This is a genomic window from Marinilactibacillus sp. Marseille-P9653 (genome assembly GCF_916618885.1).
GTDB lineage: Bacteria > Bacillota > Bacilli > Lactobacillales > Carnobacteriaceae_A > Marinilactibacillus.
In genome coordinates, this window is record NZ_CAKAKH010000001.1 from 1,652,527 (window position 1) to 1,677,077 (window position 24,551).

The 24,551-nt window shown below is 36.9% G+C and carries 26 protein-coding genes and 1 tRNA gene; 1 reads left to right on the forward strand and 26 read right to left on the reverse strand.

Annotation, left to right across the window (positions count from 1 at the left end; genetic code table 11):
- Window positions 1–26: 26 nt before the first annotated feature.
- From tig to LG377_RS08195, 20 genes are all read right to left on the reverse strand, one after another.
- Complete coding sequence (gene tig, locus LG377_RS08100) at window positions 27–1,334, reverse strand: trigger factor (protein ID WP_225744162.1); 1,308 nt, start codon at window positions 1,332–1,334, stop codon at window positions 27–29.
- Window positions 1,335–1,537: 203 nt separating this feature from the next.
- Window positions 1,538–2,290, reverse strand: a complete 753-nt coding sequence (locus LG377_RS08105; protein ID WP_225744163.1) for a hypothetical protein — start codon at window positions 2,288–2,290, stop codon at window positions 1,538–1,540.
- Window positions 2,291–2,603: 313 nt separating this feature from the next.
- Complete coding sequence (locus LG377_RS08110) at window positions 2,604–3,386, reverse strand: acetyl-CoA carboxylase carboxyl transferase subunit alpha (protein WP_225744164.1); 783 nt, start codon at window positions 3,384–3,386, stop codon at window positions 2,604–2,606.
- Window positions 3,387–3,452: 66 nt separating this feature from the next.
- Window positions 3,453–4,307, reverse strand: a complete 855-nt coding sequence (accD, locus tag LG377_RS08115; RefSeq protein ID WP_225744165.1) for an acetyl-CoA carboxylase, carboxyltransferase subunit beta — start codon at window positions 4,305–4,307, stop codon at window positions 3,453–3,455.
- 2 nt (window positions 4,308–4,309) lie between these two features.
- Window positions 4,310–5,683 (reverse strand): acetyl-CoA carboxylase biotin carboxylase subunit, encoded by a 1,374-nt coding sequence (locus tag LG377_RS08120; RefSeq protein WP_225744166.1) that lies wholly within the window; start codon window positions 5,681–5,683, stop codon window positions 4,310–4,312.
- Between the two features lie 73 nt (window positions 5,684–5,756).
- The gene (fabZ, locus tag LG377_RS08125; RefSeq protein ID WP_225744653.1) at window positions 5,757–6,179 is read right to left on the reverse strand and encodes a 3-hydroxyacyl-ACP dehydratase FabZ; all 423 of its coding nucleotides are present in this window, start codon (window positions 6,177–6,179) and stop codon (window positions 5,757–5,759) included.
- 61 nt (window positions 6,180–6,240) lie between these two features.
- A complete protein-coding gene (accB, locus tag LG377_RS08130; RefSeq protein ID WP_225744167.1) occupies window positions 6,241–6,729 on the reverse strand; it encodes an acetyl-CoA carboxylase biotin carboxyl carrier protein in 489 nt (162 codons plus the stop codon).
- A gap of 3 nt (window positions 6,730–6,732) precedes the next feature.
- Complete coding sequence (gene fabF / locus LG377_RS08135) at window positions 6,733–7,974, reverse strand: beta-ketoacyl-ACP synthase II (protein ID WP_225744168.1); 1,242 nt, start codon at window positions 7,972–7,974, stop codon at window positions 6,733–6,735.
- A gap of 16 nt (window positions 7,975–7,990) precedes the next feature.
- A complete protein-coding gene (fabG, locus tag LG377_RS08140; RefSeq protein WP_225744169.1) occupies window positions 7,991–8,728 on the reverse strand; it encodes a 3-oxoacyl-[acyl-carrier-protein] reductase in 738 nt (245 codons plus the stop codon).
- 17 nt (window positions 8,729–8,745) lie between these two features.
- Window positions 8,746–9,681, reverse strand: a complete 936-nt coding sequence (gene fabD, locus LG377_RS08145; RefSeq protein WP_225744170.1) for an ACP S-malonyltransferase — start codon at window positions 9,679–9,681, stop codon at window positions 8,746–8,748.
- A 161-nt stretch (window positions 9,682–9,842) separates the two neighbouring features.
- The gene (gene fabK, locus LG377_RS08150; RefSeq protein WP_225744171.1) at window positions 9,843–10,796 is read right to left on the reverse strand and encodes an enoyl-[acyl-carrier-protein] reductase FabK; all 954 of its coding nucleotides are present in this window, start codon (window positions 10,794–10,796) and stop codon (window positions 9,843–9,845) included.
- Window positions 10,797–10,821: 25 nt separating this feature from the next.
- Entirely contained in the window at window positions 10,822–11,049 is a 228-nt protein-coding gene (locus tag LG377_RS08155; protein ID WP_225744172.1) for an acyl carrier protein, read from the reverse strand.
- A 21-nt stretch (window positions 11,050–11,070) separates the two neighbouring features.
- On the reverse strand, window positions 11,071–12,057 hold the full coding sequence (locus LG377_RS08160) for a beta-ketoacyl-ACP synthase III (RefSeq protein WP_225744173.1): 987 nt from the start codon (window positions 12,055–12,057) through the stop codon (window positions 11,071–11,073).
- The gene (locus LG377_RS08165; protein ID WP_225744174.1) at window positions 12,054–12,509 is read right to left on the reverse strand and encodes a MarR family winged helix-turn-helix transcriptional regulator; all 456 of its coding nucleotides are present in this window, start codon (window positions 12,507–12,509) and stop codon (window positions 12,054–12,056) included. The genes LG377_RS08160 and LG377_RS08165 overlap by 4 nt, the downstream gene beginning before the upstream one ends.
- A 243-nt stretch (window positions 12,510–12,752) precedes the next feature.
- Window positions 12,753–13,118: a DUF2187 domain-containing protein gene (locus LG377_RS08170; protein WP_225744175.1), complete on the reverse strand. Its 366-nt coding sequence runs from the start codon at window positions 13,116–13,118 to the stop codon at window positions 12,753–12,755.
- Between the two features lie 123 nt (window positions 13,119–13,241).
- On the reverse strand, window positions 13,242–13,859 hold the full coding sequence (locus LG377_RS08175; protein WP_225744176.1) for an alpha/beta hydrolase: 618 nt from the start codon (window positions 13,857–13,859) through the stop codon (window positions 13,242–13,244).
- A gap of 20 nt (window positions 13,860–13,879) precedes the next feature.
- Window positions 13,880–14,320, reverse strand: coding sequence for a MarR family winged helix-turn-helix transcriptional regulator (locus tag LG377_RS08180; RefSeq protein WP_225744177.1), 441 nt, complete (start codon window positions 14,318–14,320; stop codon window positions 13,880–13,882).
- Between the two features lie 87 nt (window positions 14,321–14,407).
- Entirely contained in the window at window positions 14,408–14,980 is a 573-nt protein-coding gene (locus LG377_RS08185) for an NADPH-dependent FMN reductase (RefSeq protein ID WP_225744178.1), read from the reverse strand.
- A gap of 77 nt (window positions 14,981–15,057) precedes the next feature.
- The gene (locus LG377_RS08190) at window positions 15,058–15,618 is read right to left on the reverse strand and encodes a CDP-alcohol phosphatidyltransferase family protein (RefSeq protein WP_225744179.1); all 561 of its coding nucleotides are present in this window, start codon (window positions 15,616–15,618) and stop codon (window positions 15,058–15,060) included.
- Window positions 15,619–15,744: 126 nt separating this feature from the next.
- A complete protein-coding gene (locus LG377_RS08195) occupies window positions 15,745–16,233 on the reverse strand; it encodes a hypothetical protein (protein ID WP_225744180.1) in 489 nt (162 codons plus the stop codon).
- A 150-nt stretch (window positions 16,234–16,383) separates the two neighbouring features.
- Between LG377_RS08195 and LG377_RS08200 the strand changes: the two genes are divergently transcribed.
- Window positions 16,384–16,457: transfer RNA gene (locus LG377_RS08200), tRNA-Arg, on the forward strand.
- A 609-nt stretch (window positions 16,458–17,066) separates the two neighbouring features.
- Here the strand turns inward: LG377_RS08200 and glnA (LG377_RS08205) are convergent.
- The 6 genes from glnA (LG377_RS08205) to cmk form a co-directional block, all read right to left on the reverse strand.
- Window positions 17,067–18,410 carry a type I glutamate--ammonia ligase gene (glnA, locus tag LG377_RS08205; RefSeq protein ID WP_225744181.1) on the reverse strand — a complete coding sequence of 448 codons (1,344 nt, stop codon included), beginning with the start codon at window positions 18,408–18,410 and terminating at the stop codon, window positions 17,067–17,069.
- 308 nt (window positions 18,411–18,718) lie between these two features.
- Window positions 18,719–20,059, reverse strand: coding sequence for a type I glutamate--ammonia ligase (glnA, locus tag LG377_RS08210; RefSeq protein ID WP_225744182.1), 1,341 nt, complete (start codon window positions 20,057–20,059; stop codon window positions 18,719–18,721).
- 233 nt (window positions 20,060–20,292) lie between these two features.
- Window positions 20,293–20,568 (reverse strand): HU family DNA-binding protein, encoded by a 276-nt coding sequence (locus LG377_RS08215; protein ID WP_208558767.1) that lies wholly within the window; start codon window positions 20,566–20,568, stop codon window positions 20,293–20,295.
- Window positions 20,569–20,893: 325 nt separating this feature from the next.
- A complete protein-coding gene (gene der, locus LG377_RS08220) occupies window positions 20,894–22,207 on the reverse strand; it encodes a ribosome biogenesis GTPase Der (RefSeq protein ID WP_225744183.1) in 1,314 nt (437 codons plus the stop codon).
- A 145-nt stretch (window positions 22,208–22,352) separates the two neighbouring features.
- A complete protein-coding gene (rpsA, locus tag LG377_RS08225; protein WP_370632567.1) occupies window positions 22,353–23,639 on the reverse strand; it encodes a 30S ribosomal protein S1 in 1,287 nt (428 codons plus the stop codon).
- Window positions 23,640–23,850: 211 nt separating this feature from the next.
- Entirely contained in the window at window positions 23,851–24,525 is a 675-nt protein-coding gene (gene cmk / locus LG377_RS08230; RefSeq protein ID WP_225744655.1) for a (d)CMP kinase, read from the reverse strand.
- Window positions 24,526–24,551 lie beyond the last annotated feature (26 nt).

A 24,551-nucleotide genomic window follows, 5' to 3' on the forward strand; every position in this document is an offset into this window, starting at 1 on the left:
AAGATCAACTAATCTAATTTTATTGATTATTCAGCTGATTCTTCAGTTGGCTCTAAAGTTTCTTTCGCAGTAGAAGTAATCAAATCGATTGCTTTTTTAAGTGAAATATCTCTAGTCAATAAGTCTGGAGACAGTACGCTACGTACTTGTTCTTCAGGCATATTGTACTGACCAGCTAAATCTTTGATTTCTTTTTCAATATCAGCTTCGTCAGCTTCTAATTTCTCAGCTTCAACGATTGCTTCTAAAACAAGGTTTGTACGAACGTTAAATTCTGCTTCGCCTTCAAATTGCTTGTGAAGATCAGACTCAGTTGAATTTGTCATTTCATAGTACATTTCAGGAGAAATGCCTTGTTGTTGTAGATTGTTCAAGAACATGTCCATTTGACGGTGTACTTCGTCATGTGCCATTTCGTGAGGAATCTCTTCAATTTTAGCATTTTCAACTGCTTTACGGATAGCTTCGTCATCACGGGCATCGTTAGCAGAATTTGTGCGACCTTCTTCTAGGTTTTTACGAATTTTAGCTTTAAGCTCATCCAAAGTTTCAACTTCTTCGTCAGCATCTTTAGCAAACTCGTCATCTAATTCTGGAAGTTCTTTAGACTTAACTTCGTGAACTTTAACTTTGAATACAGCTTCTTCACCAGCTAGGTCTTCTGCTTGATATTCTTCAGGGAAAGTAACCGTTACGTCTTTTTCTTCTCCAGCTTTAACGCCTACAAGTTGTTCTTCGAATCCTGGAATAAATGAGTTTGAACCTAATTCTAATGAATGGTTTTCTCCTTTTCCACCATCAAAAGCAGTATCTCCTTTGAATCCTTCAAAGTCGATTACAACAGTATCGCCATTTTCAGCAGCAGTATCTTTAACTGTTAATTCCGCTAAGTTTTCACGGCGAGTTTCAAGATTTTTTTCAACTGCTTCGTCAGTAACTTCGCGGTCTTGTTTAGTTACTTCTAATTCTTTATATTGTCCAAGCTCTACTTCTGGTTTCAAAGTAACTTCTGCTACTAATTTCCAGTCTTGACCTTTTTCAACTGATTCGATATCAATGTTTGGTTGAGCTACTGGATCGATTCCAGCTTCTTCAACTGCTTTAGAGTAAGCATCAGGTAATAAATCGTTTAATGTATCTTCATACAACGCAGCTTCTCCGTACATTTGGTTGAACATTTTACGTGGAACGCGGCCTTTACGGAATCCTGGAACATTAAGAGTTTTCTGAACTTTCTTGAATGTTTGATCCAATCCATTTTTTACTGTTTCTTGATCAATTGAAAATGTTAAACGTCCAGATGTAGCACCTGTTTTTTCAAAATTAGTTGCCATAACTATTTTACCCTCCGAAATTCTTTTTTATTATCTGTAATTAAGTGAGATACTTGTCAAATTCAATAAAATTTAACCTATACTCTTCAAGATCGATATAAAATCGAACTCGAATTATTTTGACATCTTATTCACTTAGCATATTACGCATACTAGGTTATCATACAATAGTTTAGACTAAAAGTAAATACAAACCGCACAAATCAAGTGTTTTCAAAAGTAATTGCATCAATCCATTTCTTCATTCTTATCTTTTCATCTGGTCTGTTTGATTCAGCAGATTTAACAGATTCTTCAAAAGCATAACGATCCACATAAATATCCACCCAGACTTTGATATCTTCAATGATTGTATCAATCACTGGATATAATCTTAAAAGATGTCCATTAAGTTCTGGTTTGATCATCATCATTAAGCTAGGATCTTTTTCAAGAGCGCTCTCAAGCTCTAAATTTAAGGTTTTGATAAGTGGATTTTGATCAAATTCTTCCAAGGTGTTCGGATTTACCGTGACTTCTTGGTCTAATACATTTAATGTGACGCTACTTTCGTATCCACTTTGAATCAATCGCTGCAGAAACAATGCTTTGATGTGTTCATCTACAAAGGGATTCCCGAACAAACTATTTACAACGCCAGACAATTCTTTGTTTTCGATAATTACAGATTCTCCAATTAAGTTTAGCTGTTCCTCTATAGAATATTCTGAAAAGGCGTATAGCTTTTTGAGTACTTCTAATTTTTTAGCGTTACCTTTTTCTTCTTCAAGAAGAAGTGCTTCATCCAATTGTTCTCTTAAACTGCTTTTCTCTGATTCCTGTATAGAATCTAGTTGATTTAACTGGTTAAGAAACCTTTCAGCTTCTTTTAATTGGTTGGTTTTGATCAGAAGATACATAAATAATGATCCATACTCGGGATCTTGCGTATACTGTTCTTCGAAATCAGCTGTCATGTCGTATGCTTCATCGTACTTTTCCGCTTGTATTAAAATGGTTACATACAGTAAATTACCCTCGATTTCTCTTTTTAGTTCATAGGCCCGTTCGATGGCTTCTAACGCTTTTGGTAACTCATTAAGTTTCAGATGATTTTCTGCTTTAAATAGATACCGATCATAGTTTTTTGGAAACTCTATTTTCTCACCAATAGGCTATCCCTTCTTTCTGTTTCTTTATTATAATCAGAATGTGTTGCTTTCTCAAAATAAACATTTAAAAAAATAAACCAATGAGTGTCGAATACTCATCGGTTTAAACAAATGTTCATTAAAATTTTCGGAAACGCTCATACCTTTTTTGAATCAATTCATCTTTTGGCAATTGAGATAATGTCGCAAGTTCTTTGATGATTTCTTCCTTCATTGACGCTAAAACTTGGCTACTGTCTATCTTGCCTTGATCATCATTTTCATAAACAATTCGATCAATTACGCCTAAATCCAGTAAATCATATGAAGTTAACTTCATAATTTCAGCTGCCTCGCCAGAACGTTTTGAATCTTTCCATAGTATTGAAGCAAAACCTTCTGGAGATAATATAGAATAGATTGAAAATTCCATCATCCAAACTTGATCTCCCGCTGCTAAAGCGAGCGCACCCCCACTACCACCTTCACCGATGATAATAGATAATATAGGTACTGAAAGATTACTCATTTCAAGAAGATTTCTAGCTAGCGCTTCGCCCTGACCTCTTTCTTCAGCTTCTACACCACAGTAAGCTCCTGAAGTATTGACAAATGTCACTATCGGTCTATTAAACTTCTCAGCTTGTTTCATCAGTCTAAGAGATTTTCTATATCCCTCAGGATGTGGAGAACCGAAGTTTCTTTTCATGTTTTCTTCAAGATCGTGACCTTTTTGATTACCGATAATAGTGACGGCTTGTCCATTCAACATCCCGATTCCACCAACGATTGCAACATCATCTTTATAGGAGCGATCCCCATGAAGTTCTACAAAGTCGTCAAATATCGCTTCGATCAATTCAGTCGTCGTGATGCGGTCTGTTTGTCTAGCAATGGATACGATATCTATTGCCTCTGCCATATGACCACCTCTTTTTCTTAAATATATACTCTCTTGCACTCGAATCAATTGTTTATAAGAATCGGCTTAGCGAGTTAAAGGTACATGCATGTTTAATAGTTTACCGATCATGTCTCTTAATTCTTTACGAGGTACGATATGATCAACAAACCCATTTTCCAGCACTTTTTCAGCTGACTGAAAGTCATCAGGTACAGATTCTTTGATAGTCTGCTCGATGACTCTTCTTCCAGCAAAACCAATCAAAGCACCCGGTTCAGCCAGGATGATATCGCCTTGCATTGCAAAACTAGCCGTTACGCCACCAGTTGTAGGATCTGTAAGGACAGTTAAATACAACAAGCCTTTATCTGAATGATTCTTAACTGCAGCACTCGTTTTAGCCATTTGCATCAGGGATAAAATCCCTTCTTGCATTCTAGCTCCACCCGATGCTGTAAACAACACGACGGGTAACTGTTCTTTTGCTGCTTTTTCAAACAAACGGGTGACTTTCTCACCAACAGCTTGACCCATACTTCCCATAATAAAATTAGAATCCATAATACCGATTGCTAATTTATGATCACTGATTTTAGCCTCACCAGTCAAAATCGCTTCTCTTAATCCAGAATTGATTTGAACTTTCTTCAGCTTTTCTTCATAACCTGGGAAATTCAGTGGATCTATCGAAACGATATCTTCATCCCACTCCACAAAAGTTCCTTCATCAATTGTCAGGTTTACTCTCTCCTGTGCACTGATTCTAAAAGCATACTGACAGTTAGGGCAAATTCTTTCGTTTCCTAGATCTTTTGAATAGATGGATTGTTTACAGTTGGGACATTTAACGAACATACCATCAGGAACAAATGGCGCTCTTTCAGAGTCCTGTGTTGCTTTTTGTATAGAAATGTAAGGACGCTTTTTAAAAAGGCGCATACTTATCCCTCCTCTAACTCATTCTGCCATTTAGGAATAAAACTTTTTTCAAGATACTCTGTATCATACTTACCACTTAAAAATGTTTCGTCATCAAGCAGATCAAGCTGGAATTGTAAATTGGTCTGTATTCCCTCAACGATCATTTCTTTTAGAGCTCTTTTCATCTTAGCAATGGCAATTTCTCTTGTCTTACCGTGCGTGATGACTTTAGCGATCATAGCGTCATAATAAGGTGGGATCTCTCCACCAGCAAATAAAGCAGTGTCAACTCTTAATCCATTCCCTCCAGAAGGCAGGTTTAAGTAGCTTATAACACCTGGTGAGGGTGCGAAGTTGAACGCAGGATTTTCAGCGTTGATACGGCACTCTAATGCATGACCGCTTAACTGAAGTGTATCCTGATCTATTGACAATGGTTCGTTATTTGCTATTTTTATCTGTTCTTGTACGATATCGAAATTTGAAATCATTTCGGTGATTGGGTGCTCTACTTGAATTCTAGTGTTCATTTCCATGAAATAAAAAGCCCCACTATCATCCATTAGAAACTCTACTGTACCAGCATTTTTGTATCCTACATATTCAGCAGCCCTTACCGCAGCTGCACCAATTTCTTGTCTTTGTTCTTCTGTAAGTACATGAGAAGGTGCTTCTTCAAGAATTTTCTGGTGGTTACGCTGCATTGAACAATCTCTTTCTCCAATGTGAATCACATGACCATGATGGTCGCCAAGTAATTGAATTTCAATGTGCTTAGCAGGAGAAATGATTTTTTCCATATACATACGGTCATCACCGAAAGCAGCTTTCGCTTCAGATTTAGCATGATTGAAAGCTTGGATCAATTGTGCTTCAGATTCGACAACACGCATACCCTTACCGCCACCGCCGGCTACGGCTTTAACGATAACAGGATACCCAATCTCCTCTGCTGTTTCAAGAACTTCTTCGTCAGTGACCAAGAATCCATCACTACCAGGTACAATCGGTACATTTGCTTTACGCATCATTTCTCGTGCATTTGCCTTGTTCCCCATTTGATCAATGGTTTCTTTATCAGGGCCAATAAAAACAATATTGACTTCTTCACACATGGCTGCGAAGGTACTATTTTCAGAAAGAAATCCAAATCCCGGGTGAATGGCTTGTGCTCCAGTAATCACAGCAGCACTTAAAATGTTTTGCATATTCAAATAAGAGTCGCTTGCTTTTGCTGGTCCTATACAAACTGCTTCATCAGCCAGTTGCATGTGAAGTGCATCTTCATCTGCTTCTGAATAAACAGCAACAGTTTGAATGCCCATTTCTTGACAGGCTCTGATAATTCGAACGGCTATTTCTCCTCGATTGGCAATCAATATCTTTTGAAACATTATATGACCTTCCTTAAAATCAAAATTGTACATCTATATAAAATAGATTGTAAGGTGTTTTAAACAAAGTTTCTTAACGGCCAATAATGAACGTCATTTCAACTTCACAAACTTTTTTCCCATCAACATATGCAACACCTTTTCCGATACCAGCATATTGTTTAAGTTTAACGATGTCTACTTTTAATTCCAAGATGTCACCTGGAACAACTTTTTTTCTGAACTTAACTTTGTTTAGTCCACCAAGATAAGCTGTTTGACCTTTGAATTGATCTAATTTAAGTAAAGGAATAGATCCAGCTTGAGCTAGACTCTCAACAATTAGGACACCTGGCATTACAGGTTCGCCAGGGAAATGTCCTTGGAAAAATTCTTCATTGATTGTAACATTTTTGATTGCTGTAACGTGTTCACCAGGAATCATTTCAGTTACTTTATCAATAAAGTAAATTGGATAACGGTTTGGAATTAGTTCTTGGATTTCTTTGATGTTCATAGTAGTCATTTATAAGTGCTCCTCGAATAGTTAGTTTGGATTGTTTTTTACATAAGTGTTTCTATTTTACGTCTTTAATTTGAACGAGCGGTTGACCAAATTCGATTGGCTGACCATCTTCGACTAAGACTTTGTAGACTGTCCCACTCACATCACTTTTAATTTCATTCATGACTTTCATCGCTTCAATGATGACTAAAGGCTGGCCTTTTTCGATAATATCTCCAGCCTTAACAAAAGCAGGCTTGTCTGGAGAAGAAGCAAGATAAGACGTCCCCACGATAGGGGCTGTTACTTCATGAACGCCTTCTAAATCTTCACTGACTGGTGTAACTTCTTCTTTAACTGTCGAAACGGTGTCAGTCGCGTTTGATGCGTTGCTCACTGGTTTAGGCGCAACAACTTCTGCTGGTCGCGGCGCTTCATTAGAAACTGCTGCTGTATCATTCTTACTCATCTTGATGGATACCGCTTCGTTCGATAATTCAAAGATTTTCAAACTTGAAGCATCTATTTTTTCAATAAGTTCTTTGATTTGTCCAAAGTCCATGTGTTAAGCATCCTCCCATTTCTTGAAAAGAGTAACTGCATTATGCCCTCCGAAGCCTAATGAGTTATTTAAAGCATACATGATCTCTTTATGTCTTGCTTCTTTGGGAATATAATCTAGATCACAATCTTCATCTGCTGTTTCAAGACCAATTGTTGGAGGAAGTATACCTTCTTGCAATGCTTTAATACAAGCTACTGCTTCAATGGCTCCCGCTCCACCTAAAAGGTGACCTGTACTACCTTTTGTACTTGAAATCGGTACATTGTATGCTACTTCTTCTCCAAGCGCTCTTTTAAGTGCTACTGTTTCAGAAGAATCATTTGCAGGAGTAGATGTTCCGTGAGCGTTGATATATCCTACTTGAGCAGGCTCAATATTCGCTTCTTTCATTGCATGAATCATCGCATTAGCAGCACCTTCACCAGTTGGTGTCGGAGCAGTCATGTGATAGCTGTCTCCAGTTGCGCCATAACCTACAATTTCAGCATAGATTTTTGCGCCACGCTCTTGAGCGCTCTCTAGATTTTCAAGCAATAGTACCGCAGCACCTTCACCCATAACAAATCCTTGACGATCTTTATCAAATGGCATTGAAGCTCTATCTGGATCTTCAGCATTTGATAAGGCAGTTAAGGCAGCAAAACCTGACATTCCGATTTCGTTGATACTCGCTTCAGCACCACCCGCAAGCATATAATCTGCGTAGCCATGTTTGATATTTCTAAAGGCTTCACCAATAGAATTGTTTCCAGAAGCACATGCTGTAACAATCGATAAGTTTGGTCCTTTGGCACCAGTAGCAATTGAAATATTTCCTGCTACCATGTTACCAATTGCCATTGGTACAAAGAAAGGTGCTACACGGTCTAATCCTTTTTCATGCATTTTAATGATTTGGTTTTGCATCGCATTCAATCCACCGATACCAGAGCCTACCATTACGCCAAGACGACTTACATCAATAGAATCAACGTCTAACTTAGAATCTTCCATCGCTTCAAGAGCTGCTACTACACCATATTGAGAAAATACATCCATTCTCTTAGCCAGTTTGCCATCCATTCTATCTTTCGCTTTGAAATCTTTAACTTCTCCAGCGACATGGACATTGATTGGTGTTCCGTCAAATTTTGTTAAAGGTCCGATTCCGTTTTTACCTGTCTTCAAACCATCCCAAAATTCATTGACGTTGTTTCCTAAAGGTGTTACTGCACCTAAACCTGTTATAACGACTCTACGCATTTTAATATCCTCCTAATTATCCGTTCATTACCATTCCGCCATCAACATTGATGACTTGTCCGGTAATATAGTTTTGTTTACTTAAGAACAAAGCAGCTTCTGCCACTTCTTCTGGTTGACCTAATCTTTGTAGTGGAATTTGAGTCATAATCGTATCTTTAACCGTATCTGCTAATACATCGGTCATGTCAGATTCAACAAACCCCGGAGCGATTGCATTGACTGTAATCCCTCTTGGCGCTAATTCTCTAGCTACGGATTTAGTGAAACCAATAATGCCTGCTTTACTTGCAGCATAATTAGCTTGTCCAGCATTCCCAGTTTGTCCTACAACACTCGCTAGATTAATAATACTTCCGCTTTTTTGCTTAAGCATAAATCTTGAAGCGGCTTTAGTTGTATAGAATGTACCCTTTAAGTTAATATCAATCGTTTGATCAAATTCTTCTTCGGTCATTCTTAAAAGTAAGTTATCTCTCGTAATGCCTGCATTATTGACTAAAACATCCACACTACCAAATTTTTTCTTCGTGTCTTTAATAAGTTTTGTTGCAAACTCAGGATCACTAATATCTCCAGCGCAAGCAAAGATCTCTCCGCCGAACGCACTTAATTCAGAAATTTGTTCTTCTGAAATTTCTTTACGGCCGTTCAATACAATATTGTGGCCTTCTTTAGCAAAAGCATAAGCAATCGCTTTTCCAATGCCTCGTGAACTTCCCGTAACGATAACCGTTTTAATCTTATCTACCACTTTTTCACCTCTAATTATTAGTTGGTACGCGCAAGCGCTTCAATTGCTTTATGCAATTGCTTGTCATTCTCTACATTCATAACTGAAACACTACGATCTATTTTCTTGACAAATGTTTTCAACGTTTTGCCTGGTCCTAATTCTACAAAAGTATCCGCTCCGTCTTTGATCATCTGACGAATCATCTGTTCGAACCTTACTGGAGACATTACTTGTTGAACTAGTGTCGGTATAACTTCATCTATATTTTCATAAGCTCTCGCATTCGTATTGCTGTATACAGGATAGAGAAATTCTTTTGTTCTAATATTTTTTAGCTCTACTTCCAAATTTTTCGCTGCGGGCTCAAGTAATTTTGTGTGGAATGGGCCACTTACGTTAAGCGGAATCACTTTTTTAGCACCTGCCTCTTCAAGCTCTTTAATGGCTTGAGTGACACCAGCTTGTATTCCAGCTACAACAATTTGACCTGGCATATTATAATTTGCTACTTGAACATAATGCGTCTCACTGATCTCGTCACATATTTTTTCAACGACTTCAGATTCTAATCCCATAACTGCGGCCATTGCACCGACACCTTCTGGGACGGCTTCGTCCATAAACTGTCCTCTTTTATGAACAAGCTTTACTGCATCTTCAAATGTAAAAACCTCTGAGGAAACCAGTGCAGTATATTCACCTAAACTCAATCCTGCTACCATATCGGGTTTGATTCCGGCTTCTTGCATCAATTGTTCAATCGCATGACTTAACGTTAAAATGGCTGGCTGCGTCAATGGTGTCCAATGTAATTTCTCATTCTGATTAAAAGCTAATTCAGCTATATTTATCGATAGTGCTTCACTTGCTTTATCAAAGGTTTGCTTTACAATTCCATATTGATCATATAATTCTTTACCCATACCATCGTATTGAGCGCCTTGCCCGCTAAATAAAAATGCTGTAGACATATTACAGATATCCTTTCTACTACGAAGCTTTATCGTTCTTTTATTGATTATTTCCAGGGAATGTCATAAAGCATTAATCCTGCTTATACACTCTACATTCCCCTTATAATCAAAAGACCGCTATACTTTGAATTTTTCAAAGTATAGATGGTCTTTTTTTGTTATGCAAATACTACAGGATTGGATGTTAACTCTTTGTATTCTTGCATGAGTTCTTCTACAATTTCTTTACACGACTGTTCTTTTTTGACTAGTCCAGCACTCTGTCCTGCCATGAAAGAACCTGTATCCTTATCCCCTTCAACAACTGCTCGTCTAAGTGCGCCTTTTCCTAATTCTTCTAACCTAGAAAAATCTGGATTCTCGTCACTTGTGATTTCTTTTTCGACTTGCAGATATTCTCGTGTTAGTTTATTTCTTAAAACACGAACTGGGTGACCGGTGATGAGACCTGTTACAACAGTGTCGATATCTCTAGCTTTTATGACTCTCTTCTTGAAGTTCTCATGGGCGATACTTTCAGTAGCTACAACGAATCTAGTACCTAGCTGGACAGCTGAAGCTCCTAACATGATGGCAGCTGCAACGCCTCTTCCGTCCGCAATACCGCCTGCAGCGATTACAGGAATCGTAACTGCATCAACCACTTGAGGAACAAGTGTCATAGTTGTAGATTTACCGATATGTCCACCGGCTTCCATTCCTTCACAGATAATTGCGTCCGCGCCCTCATTTTGCATTCGTTTTGCAAGAGCAACCGAAGCAACAACTGGAATGACCACGATACCAGCTTCTTTGAACTTTTTCATGTATTTACCCGGGCTACCCGCACCTGTGGAAATGACTTTAACTTTTTCTTGGCAAACGACTTCAACCACTTCATCAACATAAGGTGATAGAAGAAGAACGTTTACTCCAAAGGGTTTATCTGTCATTTCTTTAGTTTCACGGATTAGTTTACGTACGAATTCTCCCGGTTCATGACCAGCCCCTATCATGCCTAATCCACCAGCATTGGAGACCCCAGCCGCTAAGCTAGGTGTTCCCACCCATGACATTGCTCCTTGGATAATAGGATAGTTGATTCCAATTTTTTCCATTAGTGCTTGATTCATATAGGAGCTCCCTTCTAAATATTGATTAAGCTAGTTGCTCATCTACATATTTAACGATATCTTGAACAGTGTTTAATCCTTCTTCAGTTTCAATTTTGATATCAAATTCATCTTCGATATCGTTAATGATTTGGAATAAGTCTAAGCTGTCTGCTTCTAATTCCTCACGGAAGTTTGTGTTTAATTGTACTTCTTCTTTTTCTTTATCTAATTGATCCACGATGATTTCTTGAATAGTTTCGAAAGTTGACATTATTTGTTCCTCCAAATTTTTTTATAGTTTGATTAACAGTGATCCCCATGCTAACCCGCCACCAAAGCCGGTCAGCACGATAGTTTGATTATTTCCGAGCTGGATGTCTCCATTTTCTATTAATTCTTCCAATAATATCGGTATACTAGCCGCCGATGTATTTCCATAGTGCTGGATATTTTGAGGAAACTTCTCTAATGGCTGTTTTAATTTCTTAGACACTGCTTTGATCAATCGAGCGTTCGCCTGATGTAATAAAAAGTAATCGACGTCTTCAAGTTGAAGTTGACTATTTTCAACTACATCGCTAATACTCTTTGGAACAGATCTGACAACAAAATCGAAAATGTCACGTCCGCTCATTTTCAGGTGAGCATCCGTTTCTTTTTCAGGAGTCAGCGGATTCTGAACCGAACTTTCTCCAGAAGTAAGCGCGCTTCCCCTAGATCCGTCAGCATGAATGTCTTCATTGATAAAGCTTTGAGTATGTTCGTTTCTTTCAAGTAACATAGCTCCTGCTCCATCTCCGAAAAGTACTGCGGTAGAACGATCCGACCAATTCACTACTTTAGACATCACTTCTGCACCAATAACTAGCGCGTAACGATAAGAACCAACCGATAACATTTTCTCAGCAACCGAACTGGCATACACAAATCCAGAACAAGCAGCGTTCAAGTCAAATGCTATTGCATTTGTAGCCTGAATGTTTGCTTGTATCTTGCACGCTACTGACGGTGACTGTGAATCAGGTGACATTGTTGCGACAATAATCAATCCAATTTCACTTACGTCTACACCACTATTAGCTAATGCATTCTCAGCTGCTTTTGTGCCTAGATCAGAGGTATTCTCAGTTGTGCTAATATGTCTTTGCTTTATACCTGTACGTGAACTAATCCATTCGTCAGAAGTATCCAACCACTCTGTCAGATCCTCATTTGTAAGAATCTTTTCAGGAATATATTTTCCAACTGAACAAATTTTAACTTTCGCTTGATTACTCACTTCGGTAACTGCTCCTTTGTACGCTCTAAGAAATCATGTAAATTTTTCAAGCCTAGCATTAGAATTTCTGATTGATCCTTGTCCATCTCTGCAATGGTTTCCTTTACCATATCTCTATGGAACTTATCATGAAGTCTATACAGTAAACGTCCTGTAGGGCTAAGAGATAGTTTTACAACTCTTCTATCGTGATCCGTACGTACTCTTTCTACGTAATTTTTTCGCACTAGATTATTGACCGAAACGGTTAATGTCCCAGCTGTTACACCCAGTTTTTTTGCTACTTCACTGGTTGTAAGTTGCTCGTACATGCCTATTGCCTCAATCGTGTGCATCTCTTTGATAGAAACATCTTTAAACCTACTGGATTGTAGTGTTTTCTCTTCAATCATCAATACATCATTGAATATCGTAACGAGATATTTATTGATTTCATTAACTAATGGGTCCACACCAACTCCTCCATTTCTTCACTCAGTCAATATACTTTGATTATCAAATTATTTGACTATCAAAATATAATATACATTTGAATTAGTGTCAAGAAAAAATTTATTTCTTAAGTTTTGCTCACGCATATCCCGTAATATCAAGCTTTACTAAAATTTAAAATAAGAATATTTTAATTTAATAAACAAAATAACTTGAAGACCGGCTCTATATGAGTAGGTCTTCAAGTTATTTGATTACACTATTTAATCTAATTCTTCTGTTTCATCGCTTACTTGCTTTTTAAATCCTTCAATATCCTTGAAGTTTACAACTGTTTTTTCTTCCATCAAGTCATGCATTCTTTCTGCTGACTGATCCCAGTTGATTTTAACAATTGCGCTATTCATAAGCAACTTTTCGATGACACCTTCCATTGGTTCATCTCTAAAGAAAAAGACGATTTCGTCTCCAATATCCGGTCTCAGATCTTCTTTTATCGATTCAATAATCTCGACAGCTTCTTTATAAGGCAAATCCAGTAAATTAGCAATTCGGGAGTTGCTGGCACCTTTTCGAAGTTCGGTTTCAACTAAAATTTGAACTTCATCGGTAATTTTTTCTTTAGCCATAAAAATCTCCTTAGTCTTAGAATTTCAGATCTATATTAAATGTTTCTAATCTATTATAACATAAATTCGTCATTTAATCGATTAATGTCATTCTAAAGCATGAATCAGCTGTTTTAAGATGCCTTACAGGTTTTCATACCACATTGAAGCTGCTTCAAGTTCTGCATTAGAAAGACTGTGTCCGTCTCTCCCCCAATACATTTGTACACTTGCATTCGCTTGTTTCAATAATTGCTCAAGCTCTTTTGTTTCTTCCGGCGAACAAATCGGATCATTTTCACCAGCACCAATAAAAATTCTCTGGTTGGATAAATCTGGTAATTGAACAGATCTTAATGGCACCATTGGATGTAGTAACATACCTTGATAAAAAGCATCACTATAATGAAATAGCAAACTTCCAGCAATATTTGCACCATTAGAATAACCCAGGATGACTAATTGTTTTTTATTAAAATCATATTCTTTTGAAGCAGTATTTAAAAAATCATACATCTTAACCGTTTCTTCTTTTAAGCTGTCTTCATCTAAAACACCCATTGCTTTTCTTTTAAAGAATCGGTTCATACCATTTTCGTCGATATTTCCCCTAGGGCTTAAAATACCTGCTTGAGGATCAATGAGTTTTGCAAGTTGAACTAAGTCGTTCTCATCTCCACCGGTACCATGCAAAAGTAAGAAAATGGTTTTATTTCCCATCAATGGTTCGTTGTATATATGTTTAAAAGAATACATAGACATTAAAATAATCCTCTCACTACTTATTTGATTAACTTGGTTGCTTTGTATCCTACTTCTTTAAGTAATGCTCTCAACTTGTTCAAATCACTATCAGACAGTTCTTTGAATAGCTTTTCGATTGTTTCAGCATGCTGTGGAAAAATTTCTGTCATTTTCTGTTGACCTTCATCTGTCAATTCAGCAAAAGTGACTCTTCTATCTTTCACATCGGCGACTCGTTGCACAAGTCCTTTTTCCTCAAGTCTATCAATAACGTAAGTGATACTGCTTGAAGCCAATAAAATTTTCTTCCCGATCATTTGAATCGGCTGTTTACCACGGTTGTAAAGATACTCCATAACTGTAAATTCAGTTGCGTTCAATCCATAAGATACCATGTCTTCTTTCACAACTCTCTCTACACTCGAAGCTGCTCTTAATATCGTTGTTAATGCTTTTAACGAGTCTTCATTTCTTGTCATATCATCACCTACTTGTTTATTCTTAATAATATATGAATTCGTATTACTTCACAACATTTATTTCGGCTTTACCTTATGCTTTTTAAATTATGCATGTTTCTTATCTCGGACACCTCTCATAGCCTCTGTCCAGGGTAATAACTGTTCAATCATCGTTTTTACTGTTTTTGTTTGTGCTTCGGTCGGATTGAGTTTCGGATAATCGAAATCGTAAAAAATGGATAAAGCTGGATTCGTTCGAACATGCGCTACTTGAAACTCTGATAGAACTGTTCTTAGCTGCTCTGCAGAGCGAACCCCACCAGATGATCCATAACTCACAATTCCAGCTGCTTTATCGTTTAACTCTTCATATAGAAAGTCCAGTGCATTTTTCAAAGCACTTGGAATACCATGATTATATTCTGGTGTGATAAAAATATAACCATCTTTTTCTTCCATTTTCCTAGACCATGGAAGTTGCTTTTCACGTTCGACTAATTCATCAGTAAAAGCCGGAGAAGTTGGTTCTGCAAATACAGGTAGGTCATAGTCTTTTATATCTACAATTTCGAATTCCGCATCATCTTGCTCTACAGCTAATTGTTTCACCCACTTTGCAACATCTAAGTTTACTCGATTTTCTCTGATGGTTCCTGTCACTATACCAATCTTTAACAAAAAAATTCCTCCTCTTTTAATCGCCTACATTATATCATTCATTGTAAAATTTATAAAAGTATAACCCTGAGCAGTTTTTATTGCACCTGTTTATGCATACTGAAAAATAGATTGATATATCCTATAAATGCAATGACTTGAAAAATACTAGTTAGTAGAATCAATGCGATGATATTTCTTTCTGACATTTCTGGCATGATAACGAGTATGAACATACAACTATAGAAAACAATTGTACCAATTTTCCCAAACCATTTTGCTCCGTCTATGATCTTTCTCTTTTTGAATAGTAGATAACTCATTAAAAATATACTGAATTCCTTTATGATGAATAATAAAAGTAAGTACATTACAATAGGCCATTTGATAAACAACATAGTTGCTACAGCCAACTGAGTGAGTTTATCTGCAACTGGATCTATAAGTTTTCCAAGCTGCGTTCCTTGATCGAAATGGCGTGCAATATATCCATCAAGAGCATCTGTTAAACCCGATATAAATAAAATTCCTGCTGCTATCATATAATCTTCGATCGTAATAGCTGTTAAATAAATATAGCTGAATACTGGAATCAGTAACACTCTAAAGTAAGATAATAGATTAGGAATTTTTAGCCAGTCTCCTCTGTCGATTTTCATACTAATCCTTCACCTCTTTTTATGAAAATAGAAAAAAGAAGAACCCGCACTTGGATCCTTCTTTTCTACTACTATACTAAATCCTTCTTCAAAAATGTTGCTCATTCAGATCGAAATGAGCTGGTCTTAGTTTTCTGGCTTCAGATCTTGGCTGTGATTGTCAGGATTAAAGTTATCCTCATGTGTTTCAGCATCCGTTCCTGGTTCTTTGAAATCGACTCCGAAACCAGGTGCTGAAAGATGATCATCGATTGATTTTTCGAAATCGCCTTTTTCGTCTTCATCTTCTCTAGCAGGCTCTTTTTTGTCATTATGACTTTTTGTGTTCTTATTCGAATCATCTTGAAGAATCACATATCCGCCACGTTGGATCGTGTCTGCAAATAGTGTTGCATCTGAATCATTCAGCTCATAAACATCCGATGCATTGGCAACGGACACTTCATTTTCATTGATGCCCTCTACTTTGACTTCTAATTCTTCACTTAAAGATTGAACTTGTTCTTCTTTTGTATATACAGTTAAATGTTTTTGGATCAGTTGATTTTCAATTTCAAGATCATTGATTTTTTTAGAAACATCTTCTTCTAGTTGAAATGTTGAAATGATTTTCATATTGTTTCCTCCTAATACTGTTATTAATCCAATAGTATCAAAGTAATTTTAGTCCAACAAACAAGAAGGCTTGTATAATAAAATAAAATTATTGAATATCTGTTGACTTTTATCCAATTACCTTATATAATAATCTCTGTTGCTGTTATTGTTCTGATAGCTCAGCTGGATAGAGCATTCGCCTTCTAAGCGAACGGTCGGGGGTTCGAATCCCTCTCAGAACGTAAGATTTACTCGATAATTGTTTATGTATAAATAATTGTATAAAAAAGTCTATTACTTTTAAAAAGTAGTAGACTTTTTTTATTTTTATAAAATTTAAAATAAATTGTAACCTTATCTTTCACTGTCCCAAACATAAGTTATACTATCTATGTCTGCTTTTATACATATGTATGTACATCCATATGTATCCTAAAATTGTAAAAGCTAATCCAATAAATCCTAAAAACAGAAGAAGCTTCCCTAAAGGAGCATTTATCGCAGCTTCTTTTTGCGCCTCTCTCAATTGCTCATCTGTAGATAGGTTATAATCCTGAATCGGTATCAAAATACTCCACAGGAAATAGCCAATCATTATACTCAGAAGTGAAGTTATTAGACATATACTGAACAGTTTCTCAATATCCATTTTCACTTTCCTAACCTTCTTTCAACTTATAGTCATTTCCTATCTATATACTATGCTTAAACTTTAAACTATTTCTAAATCCGTTGAGGGTATTATCTATTTAGAAACTTTTACGTATCCACAAACTTTCTATATTTGGATTTTAATTCATCGCAAAAAGAGGATGCTTTTCAGCATCCTCTTTCCCATCAGAACTCTTCAATTAATATAGGTTCAAATATTGTTCTTTTTCCCATTGGCTTACTGTGGCTTTGTATTGATCCCACTCTACTGTTTTAGTCGCTACAAAGTTGTTAAAGATGTGCTCACCTAATGCTTCGATAATCACTGGATCTTTTTTAAGGTTTTGTACAGCTTCATGTAGACTGCCTGGTAAAGATTCAATCCCTTTATCATCCAGTTCTGTAGTATCCATTTCATAGATATTATCCGTTGTTGGATCGACAGCTTTCAAATCGCGTCTAATACCATCTAAGCCAGCTTTTAACATGACAGCTAACGCAAGGTATGGGTTAGTCGTAGGATCCACTGAACGTACCTCTAAACGAGTAGACAATCCTCTTGATTCTGGAACACGAATCATTGGTGTTCTGTTTCTTCCAGACCATGCAATGTATACAGGTGCTTCGTATCCTGGAACTAAACGCTTGTATGAGTTCACTGTTGGATTTGTAACGGCAGTGAAAGCTGAAGCATGTTCCATTAGACCAGCCATAAATTTGTACGCTGTATCGCTTAATTGCATGGGACCATTCTCATCAAAGAAGGCATTTCCATTTTCGTTGAATAATGACATGTTACAGTGCATACCAGATCCATTGATTCCAAAAATCGGTTTAGCCATAAAGGTTGCATGTAAACCATATTTTCTAGCAACTGTTTTAACAATTAGTTTGAAAGTCTGGATATTATCACATGCTTCTACCGCATTTGCGTATTTCCAGTCAATTTCGTGTTGACCTGGAGCAACTTCGTGGTGACTAGCTTCAATCTCAAAGCCTAGATCTTCTAATTCTAATACAATATCTCTACGGCAGTTCTCTGCAAGATCATTAGGTGCAAGGTCAAAGTATCCGCCGTTGTCATTTAAGTTTTCTGTTACTTCATCGTTTTCATTTAATTTGAATAAGAAAAATTCAGGCTCAGGTCCTAAGTTGAATTCTGTAAAGCCCATATCTTCTGCTTCTTTTAAAATGCGTTTTAAGTTTGTACGAGGATCTCCACTGAAAGATGTTCCATCAGGATTTTTGATATCGCATATCAATCTAGCAACTTTTCCTTTTTTAGAAGAATCTGTTTCCCAAGAAAAGACCAGCCATGTATTCAAATCTGGACTTAAGTACATATCAGATTCTTGAATTCTAACAAATCCTTCAATAGATGAACCATCAAACATCATTTGACCATCCAATACCTTATCAAGCTGACTGATTGGTACTTCTACATTTTTAATGATTCCCAAAATATCTGTAAACATTAGTCTTAAAAAACGAACATTTTTTTCTTTAACCTGATCTTTTATGTATTCTCTAGTAATAGTTGTCAATTTATTTCCTCCTAATAGTTAGATGGTTCGTTTATCTCTTTTGGCTATCAAATATTACTTACGAAGAATAGCATTGAACGGTTAGTGAAACAACCGCTACTGAATAAGTAAAAGGGAAAGAGTCATTTACTTTTTATTCCAAATATGAAAGCCTTATCAAATTTCGATAATTAACCAAATTGAACTATACCATTTTTTGTATCACATACAAAAAAATCGATATATCAGAACTTAAAGTGATTTCGTTTATAAACCACTCAAGCCAATATATCGCTCTTTTTATTTAACTAATGATCTTGATTCAAAACTTAGTATAACTCAAAATATCGTTCTGTTTCCCACTCTGATACTGCAAGTGAGTAGTTAGACCAATCATACTCTTTTGCAGAGACAAAACGCTCAAAGATATGTTGCCCTAAAGCATCTTTAATCGTTTCGTCTGCTTTGAGGTTCTGAACAGCTTCGTATAGCGTTCTAGGCAGAGATTCAATGTTATTTTCATTTCTCTCGATTTGATCCATGTTGAAAATATCTCTATTGACTGGTTCCGGAGCCGTTTTCGCTTCGCTAATTCCTTTTAATCCAGCTTTGAGTAACACAGCCAGAGCAAGATAAGGATTCGCACTAGGATCGACACTTCTCAATTCTACTCGTGTAGACATGCCTCTAGAAGCAGGCACTCGTACTAACGGTGTACGATTCGTACCAGACCAAGCTACATATACAGGCGCTTCAAATCCGGGCGTTAATCGTTTATATGAATTAACGATTGGATTACAGATAGCTGTATACGACTTGGCGTGATCCAGTATACCAGCGATAAATTGATAGGCAGTATTACTTAATTGATCGACGTTAGCTTCATCAAAGAACGCATTACCTTCTTCGGTAAATAAAGACATATTAAAATGCATTCCTGAACCACTAATATTTGCTGTTGGTTTAGGCATGAAAGTAGCGTGTAAGCCATGTTTACGCGCTACCGTTTTGACAATCAGTTTAAATGTTTGAATATTATCGCAAGCTTCTATTGCATCTGCGTATTTCCAGTCGATTTCGTGTTGACCAGGAGCGACCTCATGATGACTAGCTTCAATTTCAAAGCCAAGCGCCTCTAATTCTAAAACAATGTCTCTACGACAATTTTCTGCTAAGTCAGTTGGTGCTAAATCAAAATATCCACCATTGTCATTTAAAGTTTTACTAGGTTTCCCGTTTTCATCTAGTTTAAATAAGAAGAATTCAGGCTCTGGTCCTAGATTGAACTTTGTAAATCCAGCCTCATTCATTTCTTTCAACACTCGACGAAGGTTACTTCTTGGATCACCAGCAAACGGCGTTCCGTCCGGATTATAGACATCACAGATAAATCTAGCGATGGTTCCCTTTACAGTTTCAAGTTCCCACGGAAAAACTAACCATGTATCTAGGTCTGGATGAAGTTTCATATCACTTTGATCTATATCTACAAATCCATCAATTGATGAACCATCAAAGGCAATTTCATTATCCATCACTTTTTCTAACTGACTGATAGGTACTTCTACATTTTTTATAATGCCATCTATGTCTGTAAACATAAGACGCAAAAAGCGTACCTCTTTCTCTTTAGCTTGCTTTAAAATTTCCTCTTTGGTAAAGGAGGACATTGATCAACACTCATCCCTTCAGTTTCTTATAATTTTGTCTCTTATTAGACTAAAGGACACCCTCATCATTGTCAAATAATAAGGGCTATATTGCTAGATTAAAAGTCTTCAAGCAATTATGTATTTTGTAGTTCATTATGTCGGTCCATCTATATATTTAGGTCTTAAAACAAAAAGAGCACTGTCCCCCGAAGGAACAGCGACTCTATAAAAGTATATACTTTTTCTACGTACTATTTTACTGCATCTTTAAGAGCTTTACCCGCTTTGAATGCAGGTACTTTGCTTGCAGGGATTTGGATTTCTTCCCCAGTTTGAGGATTACGTCCTTTACGTGCAGCGCGATCACGAACTTCAAAGTTACCGAAGCCAATTACTTGAACTTTTTCTCCGTTAGCTAGTGATTCTTTAATTGTTTCGAATACTGATTCTACTGCAGCAGTAGCGTCCTTTTTAGTAAGGTCAGTTGCTGCTGAAACTTTTTCGATTAATTCTGCTTTATTAGCCATCGTACATTTTCACCTCCTCATAAGAAGATCTATGTAAGCCATCAGATGTGACTTACGATCTTTCAAAAACATCCCTTTAAACATAAAATGAATGTGTTGGGTGAAATAGTCTTCTTACGACATTTCATTTAAAAAGATACCATAGAAACGTTGATACTGCAATGATTTTGTTGAAAAGAATCACTAAACTTTATTTCTTTCGTCATAACCTTTTTCACTTGACTTATAAAGAAATTTTTAATTTCGATTTACAGAAGCTTACACTGTCTATAGGCTGTTTACCTAGTGATATCCTAGGTACGAGCAAAATAAGCAGATAGGCTGTCTACGTACGTCTACGTGCTATAATATGAATAGGCGTACCTTCAAAATCAAATGTTGCTCTAAACCTATTCTCCAGATAACGTTTATAAGAAAAGTGTAGTAATTCCGGATCATTTACAAAGATAATAAAAGTCGGCGGACTCACACTCACTTGAGTTGTATAGTAAATTTTAAGCCTTCTACCTTTATCTGTTGGTGTTGGGTTAGTTGCTACAGCATCCATCACCACGTCGTTTAAGATAGACGATTGAATACGTAGATGCTGATTTCTATAAACGCGTTCAATGATATCAGGAAGCTTATCTAGGCGTTTTTTAGAAATTGCTGAAACAAAGATAACTGGAGCGTAACTTAAATATCTGAATTCTTCTCTAACTTCTAACTCAAAATCTCTAAGTGTATTTGTTTCTTTTTCAACCGTATCCCATTTATTGACAACAATAATGATACCTTTACCCGCTTCATGAGCATAACCAAATACTTTCTTATCTTGCTCTCTAATACCTTCTTCAGCATTGATGACACATAGAACAACTTCAGATCTTTCAATGGCTCTCATGGCTCTCAAGACACTATATTTCTCAGTGTTCTCATAGACTTTACCTTTTTTACGAATACCTGCTGTATCTATAATAGCAAATTCTCGACCATCATCTGTTTCGAATTTTGTATCGACGGCTTCTCTTGTTGTTCCAGCAATATCTGAAACAATCACTCGGTCTTCACCAATGATCGCATTCACCAGACTGGATTTACCTACATTGGGTCTTCCAATCAAACTGAAACGAATCGTACCTTCATCAAACTCTTCATCAAGATCTTCTGGAAACTCAGCAACAACTGCATCTAATAAGTCTCCAAGCCCTAAACCATGTGAACCAGAAATTGGAAATGGATCTCCCAATCCTAATGAATAAAATTCGTAACTGTACGTTCTTGATTCTGGATTATCTGCTTTATTAACAGCTAATACAACTGGTTTTCCTGAACGATATAAAATTGGCGCAACTTGCTCATCGGCATCTGTTACACCTTCACGAATACTAGCCAGCATAATAATGACATCTGCTTCTTCAATAGCAATTTGTGCCTGATTTCTGATTTGCGCATTAAGCGGTTCATCTTCCATCGTTATACCACCAGTATCAATTAACGTAAACTCTTTCCCTAACCATTCTGCACTTGCATAAATTCTATCACGTGTTACGCCTGAAACATCTTCTACTATGGAGATACGTTCTCCTACTATACGATTAAAAATGGTTGATTTTCCGACGTTTGGACGTCCAACTATTGCTACTACCGGTTTTGTCATAAACGTTCACCTTCTTTCTTGATTTTTGTAAGTTCATTTAGTGATTACAGCATTTCAAAAACATACACCCAACCCCACGAAAACAGAAAATCGTTTCAGCGGGTTTGGGTGCTATCGTTTTAATGAATTAAAAGATATAGTTTGCTTACTCTTGATCGTCGTTGTTCAATAGGCTTGATAATTGATCACCAATTTGGTCACCTAAAGTGAAAGTGCCATCTTCATCATCGTCACCAAACGAAGATTTAGTTACTTGTTGTGGTTTAGATGATGATGGTTTCTTAGATTTGTTAGCAGCCGGCTTAGATGCTTGCTCAGGCGCTTCTTCCAAAGCTTTGATACTTAGTGAAATACGTTCTTCAGAAGGGCTAACACTTAATACTTTCACTTGAATTTCTTCATCTTTAGCCACAACTTCATGAGGTGTTTCTACATGTTTGTGTGCCATTTCAGAAATGTGAACTAAACCTTCAACACCCGGTTTAACTTCTACAAAAGCTCCAAAATCTGTTACGCGTTTAACTTTACCTGTAACAACAGATCCTTCAGGTAATTCTTCTTCAAGATTATCCCAAGGTCCAGCTAAAGTATCTTTGATAGATAATGAGATACGTTCTTTATCTCTATCTACGCTTAATACTTTAACATCAACTTCGTCACCAGCGTTTAATTTTTCTTTAGGATGTCCAATTCTTTCATGAGAAATTTCAGAAATGTGAACAAGTCCATCAACGCCACCAAGGTTAACGAAAGCACCAAAGTTAGTCAATCTAACAACTGTTCCTTTAACTGTTGAACCTTCTTCTAATGCGTCAAAAGCTTCTTCTTTGATTTTAGCTTGTTCATCAGCCATTAATGCTTTTCTAGAAAGAATTAATTGGCGTTCGTTAGGATCGATTTCAAGAATCTTAAACGTATACGTTTGACCTTCAAACTGATTCAGGTCGCTTACATACTGTACATCCATTTGAGAAGCAGGAACAAATCCTCTTACTCCAGCATCTACAGTTAATCCGCCTTTAACTACACGAGTAACTGGCGCTTCAATCGTTTCGCCATTATCAAATTTAGTCTGAAGTTCTTCCCACACTTTTCTTTGATCTACACGTTTTTTAGAAAGAACAAAGCTTCCTTGTTCTTTATCTTTTACGTCACGTAAAACAACTACATCAATTACGTCGCCAACTTTAACAACGTCTGATGGGTGTTCAAAACGTTCAGTTGAAAGTTCTTTTGGAGGGATGATACCTTCTTGTCCTCCACCAAGTCCTACGATGACTTGTTTTTCGCTATCAATTACTAGAACTTCACCTTGAACCAGGTCTCCCGGTGTAATGTCTACAACGTCTTTTAAAACGTCTGACATTGATTCTGAATCAGAATCTGAAGAACCGACAGCTGGTTGAACTTGAGCGTCTTCGTTCTCTGCCATTACATCTTCTGGATCTGTTCCAGCTGCTGAGTTTACAATCACTTGCTCTTTTGCAACTTCTTGTGATTCTTGATCCACTGTGTTGTTGTTTTCGAATTCGTTTGTATTTTCTTTATCTGTCATAATATGTGTGCCTCCCAATGCCAATATTTCTACTCTATTAATTGTACATAAAATAAGCTGAATTTTCCACTAAAACATTTGAAACGCATTATTTCTGATATTCTGGATATTTTTCAAAGATAATAGATTCAATTTTTTCAGTCACTTCTTCAATAGAAAAGGCTGTTGTATCGATTTCAACTGCATCATCTGCTTTTTTTAACGGAGAAACTGCTCTTGTAGAATCCTTACGATCTCTCTCTCTGATTTCTTGTTTTAATTTTGTTAAATCAGATTCGATTCCTTTTTCCAAATTCTCTTTGTGTCTGCGCTCAGCTCGCTCGTCTACGCTTGCTACCAAAAAGATTTTCACACTGGCATTTGGTAGTACCACGGTCCCAATATCACGACCATCCATGATCACATTTTTACTGGAGGCCATCTCTCTTTGTCGCTGAACCAATACCGTTCTCACATCTGGATGAGCAGCAACAAGAGAAACTGCATTCGTTACATCATTTTGTCTGATGTCCATCGTCACTTCCACATCGTTACAATAGACCAGTTGACCGTTATCTGATCTCTTAAAGTCGATGACTAACTGATTCAGTTCATTGACGATTGCATTCTGGTTCGTCAAATCTAATTGATTCTTTATAGCAATATAGGTGATTGCTCGATACATTGCTCCACTATCTACATAGATCAAGTCAAGGTGGTCAGCAATCTTTTTAGCCACTGTACTTTTCCCTGACGAGGCAGGTCCATCTATAGCCACAGTCAATTGATTATTCAACACATACTTCACAC

Coding starts and splice junctions, on each gene's coding strand:
- tig (WP_225744162.1), bottom strand. CDS start 1,334: ATGGCAACTAATTTTGAAAAAACAGGTGCTACATCTGGACGTTTAACA.
- LG377_RS08105 (WP_225744163.1), bottom strand. CDS start 2,290: ATGACAGCTGATTTCGAAGAACAGTATACGCAAGATCCCGAGTATGGA.
- LG377_RS08110 (WP_225744164.1), bottom strand. CDS start 3,386: ATGGCAGAGGCAATAGATATCGTATCCATTGCTAGACAAACAGACCGC.
- accD (WP_225744165.1), bottom strand. CDS start 4,307: ATGCGCCTTTTTAAAAAGCGTCCTTACATTTCTATACAAAAAGCAACA.
- LG377_RS08120 (WP_225744166.1), bottom strand. CDS start 5,683: ATGTTTCAAAAGATATTGATTGCCAATCGAGGAGAAATAGCCGTTCGA.
- fabZ (WP_225744653.1), bottom strand. CDS start 6,179: ATGAACATCAAAGAAATCCAAGAACTAATTCCAAACCGTTATCCAATT.
- accB (WP_225744167.1), bottom strand. CDS start 6,729: ATGGACTTTGGACAAATCAAAGAACTTATTGAAAAAATAGATGCTTCA.
- fabF (WP_225744168.1), bottom strand. CDS start 7,974: ATGCGTAGAGTCGTTATAACAGGTTTAGGTGCAGTAACACCTTTAGGA.
- fabD (WP_225744170.1), bottom strand. CDS start 9,681: ATGTCTACAGCATTTTTATTTAGCGGGCAAGGCGCTCAATACGATGGT.
- fabK (WP_225744171.1), bottom strand. CDS start 10,796: ATGAATCAAGCACTAATGGAAAAAATTGGAATCAACTATCCTATTATC.
- LG377_RS08155 (WP_225744172.1), bottom strand. CDS start 11,049: ATGTCAACTTTCGAAACTATTCAAGAAATCATCGTGGATCAATTAGAT.
- LG377_RS08170 (WP_225744175.1), bottom strand. CDS start 13,118: ATGGCTAAAGAAAAAATTACCGATGAAGTTCAAATTTTAGTTGAAACC.
- LG377_RS08175 (WP_225744176.1), bottom strand. CDS start 13,859: ATGTCTATGTATTCTTTTAAACATATATACAACGAACCATTGATGGGA.
- LG377_RS08180 (WP_225744177.1), bottom strand. CDS start 14,320: ATGACAAGAAATGAAGACTCGTTAAAAGCATTAACAACGATATTAAGA.
- LG377_RS08190 (WP_225744179.1), bottom strand. CDS start 15,618: ATGAAAATCGACAGAGGAGACTGGCTAAAAATTCCTAATCTATTATCT.
- LG377_RS08195 (WP_225744180.1), bottom strand. CDS start 16,233: ATGAAAATCATTTCAACATTTCAACTAGAAGAAGATGTTTCTAAAAAA.
- glnA (WP_225744182.1), bottom strand. CDS start 20,059: ATGTCCTCCTTTACCAAAGAGGAAATTTTAAAGCAAGCTAAAGAGAAA.
- LG377_RS08215 (WP_208558767.1), bottom strand. CDS start 20,568: ATGGCTAATAAAGCAGAATTAATCGAAAAAGTTTCAGCAGCAACTGAC.
- der (WP_225744183.1), bottom strand. CDS start 22,207: ATGACAAAACCGGTAGTAGCAATAGTTGGACGTCCAAACGTCGGAAAA.
- rpsA (WP_370632567.1), bottom strand. CDS start 23,639: ATGGCAGAGAACGAAGACGCTCAAGTTCAACCAGCTGTCGGTTCTTCA.